We start from the raw sequence: 13612 nt of genomic DNA, 5'->3' as shown, positions 1-13612 counted from the left end.
TTGCCGCTTAGAAACTTAGTTGCTTAGCAGCTTAGCACTTAAAATATGATTGAAATAGGAAAATACAATGCACTTAGCATATTACGTGACACCAAAGTTGGTTTGTTTTTAGGAAATCCTGAAAAAGACCCGGAAGGAATTCATGATATATTATTACCAAATAAATACGTTCCTAATGAATTTGAAATAGGCGAAGAACTTATTGTTTTTGTTTATTTGGATCACGAACAGCGCCCCGTTGCAACAACACTTGAGCCTTATATATTATTGAATGAATTTGCGCTATTAAGAGTGAATTATATCAATCAGGTAGGAGCTTTTATGGATTGGGGAATGGAAAAAGATATTCTTGTTCCGTTTAAAGAACAGGCGCGTCCTATGGAAAAAGGAAAACGTTATCTCGTATATCTTTATATGGATGAAAAGACTAAGCGTTTGGTGGCTTCCAGTAAACTAAACCAGTTTTTGAATAACGATCACCTTACAGTTGAAAAGGGAGAAGAAGTTGATTTGATCGTTTCACATATTACCGAATTAGGAATCAACGTCATTATCAACGAACAGCATAAAGGATTGCTTTATAAAGATGAAGTATATGATGATGCGATAAGAACCGGAGACAGAATGAGAGGTTATATTAAAAACATTCGTCCTGATAATAAAATAGATGTAGCTTTACAAATTCAGGGATATCAAAGTATTGAGCCTAATGCTGAGAAAATTTTAGATGAATTAAGAGCGAATCGGGGTTTTTTACGTTTAAATGATAACTCTCATCCTGAAGATATTAAAACAGTATTAAAGATGAGTAAAAAGACCTTCAAAAAAGCAATTGGAGCTTTGTATAAAGACAAACTAATTGAAATTAAGGAAGATGGAATTTATATAATAAAAGAATAAAGTAAAATTTGGTTTCACAAAAATAAAAAAAGCTCAAAAGTTATTAGACTTTTGAGCTTTTTTTATTTTTGTGTTTCCATCTTTTATGAGTCCATAAATAATATTCAGGTGCTTCAAGAATTTGTTTTTCGACTTCTTTTAAATATAATTCTGTAATTTTAAAATCTCCAAAATCTTTAGGATTGTCGGCAAGAGAAACAAAAGTTGCTTCATAATATCCCCTTTTGACTTTTTCGACTTTTACAAAAACTACACTTAAATTGTATTTTTTTGCCAGCATTTCAGCACCGGTATGTACGGGAACTTCAATTCCCATAAATTTACTGGAATGAAAAATGCGGTCTAATTTTGGCGATTGATCACTTGCTAATCCATATAAACTTAATGTTCCTTCACGCTGGTTTTGCGCCATGAGCGGAATTGCTTTTTTGGTTTCGATTAATTCAGTATTGTACTTTGAACGAATTTTTCGAATCAATTTATCAAAATACGGATTAGCAAGTTTTTTATAAACTGCTACACCCTGAAAGCCAATTTTTGGATTAATAGTCAAAAGCCATTCATAGCTTGCATAATGTGAGGCTACAAGAATTACACTTTTCCCTTTTTTTGCATAATCCAATATCAAATCCAAGTTAGTTACATGAAATCTTTTTTCCATTTCTTCAGCAGAAATACTCATCGTTTTGATCATTTCTAAAAACATATCGCACATATGCTGATAAAATTTCTTTTGTATTTTTTTTCGTTCAGAATCACTTAAATGAGGTAAAGCGAGTGCAAGATTCGCACTGACAACTTTTTTGCGGTATCCAATAATATAATATACGAGTAAATAAACGCAATCTGAAAACCAATAAAATATTCTAAAAGGAAGTATTGAAATAAGCCAAAGTAATGGATAGGCCAGGATATAAACGAAAAACTGCATCTAACTTTTTTTTGGCAAAGATAAAGTAAAAATGAATAGCGCCATATATTTTACACAGTTTGAAAGTTGTCTGTAAGATTAACTATATTTACAATTCAAATAAAATAAAGTTTATGAATCTCATTTTGATAGGAATTATCATTGCCAATGTTTTGATTAGTTATAAAGGTTTTAGCGATCTTATGTTTTTTAGAAAATACGAATTTCATGTTGGAAGCATTCGTTCGGGAGAACAAGTAAGGATGGTTTCATCGGGTTTTTTGCATGTTGATATGATGCACTTGGTATTCAATATGCTGACACTTTGGTTTTTTGCGCCAACCGTTATTGGTTATCTAGGCAATTTTTCATTCATTTTAGTTTATTTTGGGAGTTTGATTTTCGGAAGTTTACTCACAATGGTATTTCATAAAAATGATTATAGTTATCGTGCTGTAGGTGCTTCAGGAGCTGTTACGGGAGTTTTGTATTCTGCAATTTTGCTTCACCCTGACAAAGATATCTATTTGTATTTTTTCATAGGCATTCCGGGTTATGTCTTCGGAATTTTGTATCTATTATATTCTATTTATGGAATGAAAGCCAAAAATGACAATATTGGACATACAGCCCATTTTGGAGGTGCAGTAGGAGGTTATTTGATTACTCTGATAAGAGAGCCGTCATTAATTACGGATCATAGTTTGTTGACTATTTTACTAGCAATTCCTATTGTAATACTTTTTGTAATGGCTAAAATGGATAAATTATAATGCTGGCATAACTTTTGAAATGCCCTTATCAATAATTTAAAATACAACAAAAATGAAAAAACTAGTATTATTTTTAACAATCATGTTTATAACTATGTCTTATAGCCAGGAAACCAAGCAAATTCCTCTAATTAATGTTAATGGGGAAGGAAAAGTTAAAGTAGCGCCTGATCGGGTTTGTATTTCAGCTACAGTTGAAACAAAAGGGAATAATGCTAAAGAGGTTAAAAAGCAAAACGATGAAAAAATTGACGCTGTTTTAAAATTCATTAAAAAAATGAATGTTCCTGCAGCAGATTTCAAAACAAAACAAGTTGCGCTTAATCCGCAATATGATTATGAAAAAAAGAAAACAAATTATAATGCAACACAAACTATAGAGATTGTAGTAAAAGATTTGTCTAAATATGACGAACTAATGGAAGGTTTAGTACAACAGGGCATTAATCGTATTGATCATGTTACTTTTGAATCTTCTAAAGAATTACAATTACAGTCTGAGGCCAGAAAATTAGCGATGAAAGATGCTAAAGCTAAAGCAGATGATTATGTTTCGGTATTGGGACAAAAAGTAGGTAAAGCTTTTGTTATCTCTGATAATTCACAGATTTATCATCCTCAGCCTATGTATGCAGCTATGCGAATGAAGGAATCTGCAGACAATGCGCCTTCAAACGAGACATTAGCAATAGGAGAAATCGAAATAACGGCAAACGTAAGCGTAAGTTTTGTTTTAGATTAGAAATAAATAAAAATAATAAGTTTTAAAAGTCCTGAAATATTTTCAGGACTTTTTTGTTTTGATAGGGAGCAATGATTGAATAAATCTTCTTTCTTGATATAGATGAAGCTGGATTAGATAAAATGGAAAACCCGTCAAATACTTGCGTATAAGACGAGCGTCCATATAAACATAATCTTCCATTTTATGTTTACAATTTATTTTAAGTATTAGAATAAAACAAATTTCTGATCATTAGTATACGCTAAGTTCATTCTAAAAATAGAATGATCTTTATATCTTTATTACTGATTATTTGTATAATTAAATGTAATATTTAAAATTATGATAGAATATTAATTTTTCGGTATTTTATATTATAATAATAAAAAGATGTAATTCTTATATATACTCATTAATAATTTTAAAACAATATTAATTTAACATTAAAAAGGTTAATTATTTAACGAATGCAAAAAAGCCCCCTTATTTTATCCAATTTACACCCTTATTTGTAAGTAAAAGAGGTATAATTTTGAGTCTTATTTTAACCTCAAAAACCTTATTTATGAAAAAATTAAATTCTTTATTACTGGTAGGATTAATTCTTATTGGAATGCTAAATTCATGTAACTCTGATGAATCTGACACTTCTAATGAACAAAATGAAAATCTTCTGGCAAAAGTAAGCGCTTCTACAGCTAAGTCAACAGCACCCAGTGGTATAGCAGGAGTGAACTGGGCTGATGGCAGGGATAATTTTGTTGATGGATGGGTCATCCCTTCAGGTTTGACAGCTGGTGATAGTTATGCTACAGTTGAAGCAAAGACAAATTCTATCCTTGATTCATTTACTGCGAATATAAGCGGTGTGAATACCGTTCGTATTCCAATCAATCCTTCGTCTGTTTCTGAAAGCTGGTGGAATAGTTATTCTGCTGTTATTGATAAGGCAACAAGCAAAGGCTGGAATGTTATTATCTGTTGTTGGGAATCTTCTTCAGCCAGAGATGGAAAAATAGATGATACGGCCAAATTTTGGGCAATGTGGACAACCGTTGTAAATAAGTACAGTGCAAATAGCAAAGTATACTTTGAAGTTTTCAATGAGCCTTATGGATATACTTTAAGCCAATTGACGACAATTTACAACACCTTTATAGTAAATTACTCTGGTGTTCCTAAAGGCAGGATATTATTATCAGGCACAGGATACAGTGAAAATGTGACAGGTGTTGGTGCAGATAGTCGTTTTACTGGTTGTTTGTTATCATTACATAATTATGCTTTTTGGGCAACACGTACCGCAGCTCAATGGCAGGCAGACTGGCGAAGCAGAATAGGAAGTTATGGCTCTCGTACTGTTATTACTGAATTTGGAGCTACGATGAATACCGGTAAGGACTATCAAAACGGACCACAATCAGATAACGAAATAGCATATATAGTGGCTACAAGTGATGTTTGTAGAAATGATAAAATTGCCAGTGTTTATTGGCCTGGATTAAGGGATGGTGATAGTTATAGTATTCAAACCCGTGGCGGCAGCGGAAATAATATTACCTTATCTACAGTTAGTACTACAGGAGTATTTCGTCTGAGATACGGATGGGGATTAAATTAGTAATAATCAGGATCTCATTATGGAAAGTTTTTTGCTTCTGTAATGAGATCTTTATATTTTAAAATATCTGCCTCTTTATTATGAAATTACCATTATTTGTTGATATTAATGTGATATTATAAAAAGTAATTATCTCTTTATTTTATGAAATAAGAATAATTATTATTAATTTTTTTAAATTAATTCACTAATTTTCTTTTTTATTTTGGTTAAAAGGCTATTTAATTGCTGATTTGACCATTCTTTTTTGCGAATTTGCCCCCCTTTAAATCTTCTATTTTACATTTATTTTACAATAGACAAAAAATTTTGCTCAGTCAAACAAATGTAAAAAACACACTTATATTGATTAGTAATAACTAATTTAAAGAGGGTGTTATAAAAAATACCAAATTCCATTTACTGTTTTTAAGATTAGTTTTTATTAAAAAAAAATCATTTCGGAACTATCTTATTGGGTTTAAGATTTCTTTTCAGTAGTATAATGAAGTAAAAAAAAAATTTACTCAATTTTAAAAATGTATAAAACACACTTATAATAATCATAAAAATAATTAAGCATGAAGAAACCTTGACAGCTAAATGTTGTCTGCAATTTTACTAACCTTTAACCACAACCAAAATGAAAAAAAACTATTTAATTCAGTCTCTTACGATCAGGATTGAATTTTTAATGGCTATAATGATAGTCTTCAGCACAAATGCAAGTTATGCAAAGAAAAATTTAACCTTTTCGACTTCAGTTGAAAGCATATTTCAACAACAGCGATTAATAACAGGAAAAGTAGTTTCGTCAGATGAAGGGATGGGTGTCCCTGGTGCCAATGTAATAATAAAAGGAACCAAAAAGTCAGTCGTTACAGATATGGACGGGAATTATTCAATTGAAGTCAATTCAAATGAAGATGTATTAATGTTTTCATTTGTAGGGTACAATACTCAGGAAATCAAAGTGGGTAGTGAGAGTGTTATAAATGTAAAATTAATTGCTACCGATAATAGTCTTAAAGAGGTAGTTATTGTTGGTTTTGGAACTCAGAAAAAAGCCAGTATGGTGAGTTCTATTACAACAATTAAACCCAAAGAGCTAAAAGGCCCAACCAGTAACTTAACCACTATGTTGGCAGGAAGGATTTCAGGTTTGATTGCTTATCAGCGAAGTGGTGAACCGGGAAAAGATAATGCGAATTTTTTTATTCGTGGTTTAGGTTCTTTTGGTTCAGGTGCCTCTAATCCCTTGATATTAGTTGACGGAATAGAATCTACCACAAATGATTTAGCACGTTTGCAACCTGATGATATAGATAGCTTTTCGGTATTGAAGGATGCCGCCGCCGCCGCTGTTTATGGAGCCCGAGGAGCTAATGGTGTTGTATTGGTTACTACAAAAATGGGTAAAAATGGTGTCACGAAATTTAATTTTAGAGTAGAATCCAGAGTATCCTCTAATACTAAAAATTTCGATTTTGCAGACAATATCACCTATATGAATTTAGCTAACGAAGCTGTCAGGACCCGTAATCCGGAACGAGGGGATATTTACAATCAAAATAAAATTGCAAGAACTGCTGCTGGTGATGATCCATATTTGTATCCAAGTAACAACTGGATTGATGAATTAATCAAGCCATATACCATTAATCAGGGATATAATCTGAATGTTAGTGGAGGTGGAGAAAAAGCAAGATACTATGTTGCTGGTACATACAATGTAGACAATGGAGTTTTGAAAGTTGACGGTATGAATGATTTTAATAGTAATATTAAATTAAGAAATTATTCCATGAGGTCAAATGTCGATATGTCTTTAACCCCGACAACAAAAGCAATTGTTCGTTTTTATGGTCAGTTTGACGATTATAACGGCCCTATAGACGGAGGTGCGAATATTTTTAACCTTACCATGTGGTCTAATCCTGTTGCTTTTGCTAAAGTATATCCGTCCAGCTATTTACCTTTTGTTGAACATCCTTTATTTGGCGGGGCCTTATCTGGAGGAACAACGGGGTATTTGTTGGTTAATCCTTATGCTCAAATGGTAAAAGGTTATCAGGTTTCTAAAGCCTCAACAATCCAGACTCAGCTTGAATTGCAGCAGGATTTAAAAGCTCTGATACCCGGACTTAGTGCTAATGCAATGGCTTATATAAGAAGATATTCTTATTTTGACGTTGCCAGGAAATATAATCCGTTTTATTATAAGTCTTACATAAGCCCAGAAACGGGAGAGCTTGCATTGGAGGCATTGAATGATGGTGATCAGGGTACTGCAAGGCCTACAGGAACAGAATATTTAGATTATGCTCAGGGAACCAAACTGTTAGATTCCCGTATTTATGCTCAGGCAACCATTAATTATAATAGAACTTTTAATGATAAGCATGCTGTAACGGGTATGGTGACCAGTTTGATGTCAAGTTATGAGCAAGGAAATGCCGGCTCTCTGGAGAGTTCTTTGCCATCGAGAAATCTGGGAATTTCAGGAAGGTTTACATACGGGTATGATAATAGATATCTTGCCGAATTTAATTTTGGATATAATGGTTCTGAACGATTTGCTGATGGACACCGTTATGGCTTTTTTCCTTCAGTTGGTTTAGCTTATAATATTTCTAATGAAAAGTTTTGGGAGCCTATTAAAGATGTAGTAACTAATTTTAAAATACGTTCTACTTATGGTTTAGTAGGTAATGATCAAATTGGAAATATTGATCAGCGTTTCTTTTATTTATCTGATGTAAGAATTGGAGATAATAATTACGGTGCAGCTTTTGGAGAACAATACAGTTATTATCAGCCAGGAGTTTATATTGCCCGTTATGCTAATGAAAATATTGGATGGGAAGAATCTACGCAGATCAACTTAGGATTAGATATGCAATTTTTTAACTCCCTAAATTTTGTTGTAGATATTTACAAACAGCATCGTACAAATATTCTTCAGACAAGAAGTAATATAGGTTCAACAATGGGACTTACCGCAGTGCCGTCAACTAATTTTGGAGAAATTGAAAGTAAAGGACTGGACTTAGCCATTACTTATAACAAACAACTGAATCAGGATTGGTATACAGAATTACGAGGAAATTTTACATTTTCAACCAATAAGGTATTAGTATTCGATGAGATTAACTTTCCTGAGAATATGAAATATCGTTCAAGAGTGGGACAGAATTTTAATCAGGCATACGGTTATATAGCAGAACGATTATTTGTAGATCAAAATGAAGTTGATAATTCACCAACTCAATTTGGAGATTACACAGGAGGAGATATTAAATACCGCGATGTTAATGGAGATGGTATTATTTCTCCAAGTGATATGGTTCCTTTGGGATACCCTACAGCGCCTGAAATTGTTTATGGTTTTGGAGGTACAATTGGGTATAAAAAATTTGATTTCAGCATATTTTTTCAAGGAGCAGCCCGAACTTCTTTTTTTATTAATCCAGAAAATATCGCCCCATTTGTTTTAAATGATGATAATAACAGACAGTTAACCTATCAGAATAATTTACTAAATGTTATTGCACAAGATCACTGGTCTGAGGATAATAGAGACTCCTATGCTTTCTGGCCAAGACTGAGTGACAAATTTGTTGAAAATAATAATCAGGTATCAACCTGGTGGATGAGGGATGGTTCTTTTTTAAGATTAAAATCTATCGAAATTGGGTACAATGCTCCTAAAAGTTTTAATACTAAAATTGGATTACAAGATCTTCGAATTTATATTAATGGAAGTAATATTGCTGTTTGGAGCGCTTTCAAAATGTGGGATCCGGAAATGGGCGGAAGTGGCTTAGGATATCCAATTCAGTCGGTTTACAATGTGGGTCTTAAGGTTAATTTTTAAAAAGATAAAAATCATGAAAATTAAAAATATAATTTCAGTAAAAATAAGCCTCCAAAAAGGAAGAAAGTTTTTCGCGATAGTAATGACGATACTTTGTCTGGTAGGTTTGCAATCATGTGAAAAAGATTTCCTGGATGTAGTTCCGGACAATGTAACGACATTAGAAAATGCCTTTAAACTGAGAAATGAAGCTCAAAAATATTTATTCACCTGCTATTCTTATATTCCTAAAAACGGAGATGGAGTGTATAATATAGGAATGCTGGCCGGAGATGAAACATGGGTTGCACCAAATCGTGCTGCTATAACAAGTTATGCTTTTAATATTGCAACCGGTACGCAAAGAAAAGCAAGTCCTTATATGAATGCATGGGAAGGAAACTATCAGGCAGCCGGACCATCAGATCGTTATCCGCTTTTTGATGGAATCAGACATTGCAATGTTTTTCTTGAAAATGTAGAAGATAGAACTAAAGTTGCAGATTTAACTGAAGCAGAGCGTTTAAGATGGATAGGTGAGGCTAAATTTTTAAAAGCATATTATCATTATTATTTAATGAGAATGTATGGGCCAATTCCGGTGATTCGCGTTAGTCTCCCTATTGATGCTCCTGTAGAACAAATTCAGGTAGCAAGAGAGCCTATTGATGCTACTGTTGATTATTTGGTAAGTTTATTAGATGAAGCCTCAGTTGCATTGCCACCACAAATTACAGATACTCAAAATGAATTAGGAAGAATTACAAAGCCTATAGTTTTAGGAATCAAGGCCGAATTGTTACTTATGGCGGCCAGTCCATTATTTAATGGAAATTCGGATATGGCAGGATTTAATACAAAAAACGGAACCCCATTGTTTAATACGACTTACGATGTAACCAAATGGAAAAAAGCAGCAAATGCAGCCAAAGAAGCTATAATAGCTGCTGAAAGTGGCGGGCATAAAATTTTCTATAAGAACGATGTTGCCTTTACTATTTCTCAGACTGCAAAAACTAAACTGAATATAACACAAGCAATAACTGAACCCTGGAACGATGAAGTTATCTGGGCAAATCCTAACAGTCGTACTTACGAATTACAGCGACTTTGTATGATGCCTTTAGACAATACTATTGCGCATACTCAGGCCAGAAAAGTATTTTCGCCTACCATTGAATCTGCATCTAATTTCTACACTAAAAATGGAGTGCCTATTGAGGAGGATAAAACCTTAACCTTTGGTGATATTACAGAAATAAGAGAAGCAACGGCAGCTGATAAATTCGACATTAAAGAAGGCTACCGTACTTCAGTTTTAAATTTCAACAGAGAGCCTCGTTTTTATGCTGATTTAGGTTTTGACGGAGCTATTTTCTATAAATATGACAGCGGTTCTGATGAGACGAAATATTATATCAAAGCAAAATATCAGGATTATGCAGGAAGCGCAGATGCTTTTGATTTTAATATTACAGGTTACTACATTAAAAAACTGGTGAATTGGGAGCAACATTTTGGAAACGGAAGTTTATACAAAGAATATGCCTGGCCAGAATTACGTTTGGCTGATTTATATCTAATGTACGCCGAAGCACTTAATGAAGCTGATGGAATTGCGGCTTCTGGTGAAGTATTGCAATACTTGGATGTTATTCGTCAGCGTGCAGGATTAAAAGGAGTGGTGGAGTCCTGGACAAATTTTTCCAGTAATCCGGTCAAATATACTACTCAGGAAGGTTTGCGTGAAATTATTCATAGAGAACGCAGTATTGAAATGGCTTATGAAGGCAAGAATTATTGGGATATCAGACGATGGAAAAAAGCAAACCAGGAATTCAATGAACCTGTAAAAGGGTGGAATGTTTTTGGAGTTACCGAAGGAGCCTATTATCAGGTACGCACTCTAAACCAGCAACGTTTTGTTGCACCCAGGGATTATTTTTGGCCACTTGACGAAACAACACTTATTCAAAATCCAAATCTGATTCAGAATCCAGGTTGGTAGTAATCATAAAAAAATAAAATTATGAAACGAATTATAAAATCATCCGTAAGGGTACTTGTAGTGTCTTTAATTCTGGCTATTGTATCTTGTAATGATAATCAGGAACCTGAACCTTTAGAGAACAATTCAAAAGCACCAGCCGAAGTAACCAATGTTATAGTGCAAAATTTGCAGGGAAAAGCGAAACTAACTTATACATTGCCTTCAGATGAAGACCTTTTGTATGTTGTTGCCCGTTATACTTTAGAAAATGGTAAACCTATGGAAGTTAAATCTTCCTACTATTCTAATTCAATGCTTTTAGAAGGTTTTGCCGGTCAGTCTGCTACTGAGGTTAAAATTTATGCAGTTAATAAAAGCGAAACAGAATCTAAACCTGTTACCGTTACCGTAACACCAACCAAGGCCCCAATTTATGATGTTTTTGACTCATTAGAAGTTCAGCCTGATTTTGGAGGTATTCGCATTACCGCAGATAATATTACAAAAGAAGAAATAGGTATTTTAGTAATGCAAAAAGATGTCAAGGGAGACTGGGTGCCATTACCTACAAGCATCTATACTTCTGTAGATCATATCGGACAAAGTTTGAGAGGGATGGAACCTGTAAAACAAGATTTTGCTGTAGTTGTGAGAGATCGCTGGCTCAACTATACAGATACTTTATTTACTAATATTGAACCGTTTTTTGAAGTTATGATGCCAAAATCTGGTTTTGTAACCGTGCATCTTAATAATGACACCAAAACAATTAATAATGCTTACCCGGTTACAAATTTGTGGGATGGTCAGTTTTTAGAATATTGGGGCTCTTATTTTACAGACAGAACTGTAGATGTAGGCAATCATTTGGTGACTTTTGATATCGGAAAGACCACTAAATTAAGCCGTATGAGAATGTGGAATTTTTCGGAACCTATTGGAGGCCAGAGAATGTATTACTATCTGGGAGCTGTAAAAAAGTTTAGAATCTGGGGTAGTAATACCCTGAATGATGGTACTTTAAATAGTAATTGGACTTTGATGGGAGAATATGAAATCAAAAAACCTTCAGGGTTACCTTATGGGCAGGAAAATAACGATGATCTTTTAGCAGCCAGAGATGGTGCAGATTATGAAATTGCTTTAGAAAAACCTGCTGTTCGATATCTTAGAATTGAATGTTTAGAAAACTGGGTAGGAGGTAAGTTTATGGCTGTTTCTGAAGTGCAGGTATATGGTAATCCTAATTTTTAATACTAAAACTAAAACAATGAAAAATTTAAGGAATATTTTAGTCGCAATTTTTGTGGTTTTGTCAGTTCTCATTATAAATTCTTGTACAAGTGGTGATGAGTATCTGAAGTTTACCAAAGGGGGAGCGATTTCATATACAGGAAAAATAGATTCATTAAAATTATTTCCTGGAAGAAATCGTCTGGAAGTTCAGGGACTTATAATATCAGACCCTAAGGTTACAGAACTTCGAATTTATTGGAATAATAAAAGAGATTCTGTTGTGGTACCCATTACCAGAACTTCCGGAATAGATGCCGTTTCAAAAATTATAGATAATTTAGAAGAGAATATTTATAATTTTGAGTTTAGAACCTTCGATGCAAAAGGCAATTCATCAATAGCTGTAACAGCTTCTGCGGAGGTTTATGGAGATCGATATATAAGCTCATTGATCAACAGACCAATTCTTAATAACGTGCTTATTGGTAGTGAGCTGACAGTAAATTTCATAAATTTAAATGCAGATTCCGGAGCTTTGGGGACAGAAATAGAATATACCAATTCTTCTGATCAGCTAAAAACCGTATTTACTGACATTAGTAAAGGGAGTGTTGTTATCAGTGATTTTAAAAGTGGTTCTACTTACAGGTATACAACCCTTTATAAACCTGTAGTAAAATCAATTGATACTTTTTATGCGGTTTATAAAGACGTGAGACCAGTTCCTACACCGGTTTTAGTGAATGCAAAACAGCCTTTTAGCTATTCATCATACGATGGTGGCAGATGGGGCGTAATTGCAAATTGGACAACGAATGCTGCAGCCAAAAATCATAATGGTTATGGTGGATATGATGGTGGATGCTGTGGTAAAGCAAATAATGCAACTGTAAATTTTGAATCAGGCTGGGGAGCGCCTGCCATCACTAATGGTAAGCTTTATCAGAGCGTTACGGCTGAACCGGCAACCTATCAATTAAAGGTTGTTGTATTTGAATCTAATCATGTAGAAAGTGATCCGGGCGGATTTTATATTATCGTTTCCAAAGGTGATGTAGAATTGCCTAATGTAGAATCTGTTAGTACTGCTACAGAAGTTTTAAAGTATAAAAGAGTCCTTAGCAATGGAATAGGTAAAACAGAATATATTTTAGAATTTACTATTGATCAGACTACTCCAATTACTGTTGGAATATCAACTTCGCAACCTGATTGGGGAAGATTTTGTACAATAAGTTCTTTTGAAATTGTAGTAAAATAGACTTTTATCTTAAGTATAAGTTGATTCCTTAAAATATTGAAATAGAAAATCAAACAGAATGATATTCTATTTATAATATGAATTATCAGAATGAATAACCTCCAAAGTCATTGATTTTGGGGGTTTTATGATTTTATAATCTCCACTCTTTTAATGAATAGATAGGTATCTGTTTCACTCTCTAATTGGTAAAACATTTCAATATAAACTGAATCGATTTAAAATTAGGTATCACATTAATAAGGTTAATGAATTCTTGATTTTTATTATTCCTGCCAGATGCTCCCATATTAAAGACAATCGAAGTTTCTTAGTATATAAAGTTTCCTTAGTTATAGCAACTCCTCTTTCTTAAATTAGTA

Annotated in this window: 9 protein-coding genes; 8 read left to right on the top strand and 1 reads right to left on the bottom strand. The window is 33.4% G+C overall.

The genetic code is table 11. The features are described 5' to 3' along the window. Positions 1-45: 45 nt before the first annotated feature. Positions 46-900 carry a CvfB family protein gene (locus JE46_RS17220; RefSeq protein ID WP_031456522.1) on the top strand — a complete coding sequence of 285 codons (855 nt, stop codon included), beginning with the start codon at positions 46-48 and terminating at the stop codon, positions 898-900. A gap of 43 nt (positions 901-943) precedes the next feature. Here the strand turns inward: JE46_RS17220 and JE46_RS17215 are convergent, their stop codons facing one another. Beyond that, positions 944-1831, bottom strand: a complete 888-nt coding sequence (locus JE46_RS17215; protein ID WP_031456521.1) for a lysophospholipid acyltransferase family protein — start codon at positions 1829-1831, stop codon at positions 944-946. 113 nt (positions 1832-1944) lie between these two features. On the opposite strand from JE46_RS17215, the gene JE46_RS17210 reads away from it, so the two are divergent. The 7 genes from JE46_RS17210 (at position 1945) to JE46_RS17180 (ending at position 13250) form a co-directional block, all read left to right on the top strand. Then, entirely contained in the window at positions 1945-2583 is a 639-nt protein-coding gene (locus tag JE46_RS17210) for a rhomboid family intramembrane serine protease (RefSeq protein ID WP_031456520.1), read from the top strand. A gap of 52 nt (positions 2584-2635) precedes the next feature. After that, a complete protein-coding gene (locus JE46_RS17205) occupies positions 2636-3325 on the top strand; it encodes an SIMPL domain-containing protein (protein WP_031456519.1) in 690 nt (229 codons plus the stop codon). 547 nt (positions 3326-3872) lie between these two features. After that, positions 3873-4928: a cellulase family glycosylhydrolase gene (locus tag JE46_RS17200; protein WP_031456518.1), complete on the top strand. Its 1056-nt coding sequence runs from the start codon at positions 3873-3875 to the stop codon at positions 4926-4928. Positions 4929-5550: 622 nt separating this feature from the next. Continuing rightward, positions 5551-8784 (top strand): SusC/RagA family TonB-linked outer membrane protein, encoded by a 3234-nt coding sequence (locus JE46_RS17195; protein WP_051872918.1) that lies wholly within the window; start codon positions 5551-5553, stop codon positions 8782-8784. Positions 8785-8797: 13 nt separating this feature from the next. Beyond that, positions 8798-10771, top strand: coding sequence for a RagB/SusD family nutrient uptake outer membrane protein (locus JE46_RS17190; protein ID WP_157505941.1), 1974 nt, complete (start codon positions 8798-8800; stop codon positions 10769-10771). 21 nt (positions 10772-10792) lie between these two features. Beyond that, a complete protein-coding gene (locus JE46_RS17185) occupies positions 10793-12007 on the top strand; it encodes a DUF4959 domain-containing protein (RefSeq protein WP_031456515.1) in 1215 nt (404 codons plus the stop codon). Positions 12008-12023: 16 nt separating this feature from the next. Beyond that, a complete protein-coding gene (locus JE46_RS17180; RefSeq protein ID WP_031456514.1) occupies positions 12024-13250 on the top strand; it encodes a DUF4998 domain-containing protein in 1227 nt (408 codons plus the stop codon). The last annotated feature ends 362 nt before the right edge of the window (positions 13251-13612 follow it).

It is taken from the genome of Flavobacterium chungangense LMG 26729, from assembly GCF_000735715.2.
GTDB classification, from domain to species: domain Bacteria; phylum Bacteroidota; class Bacteroidia; order Flavobacteriales; family Flavobacteriaceae; genus Flavobacterium; species Flavobacterium chungangense.
Note: the sequence above shows the minus strand (reverse complement) of the source record. Positions and strands in the feature narration are given on the sequence as shown.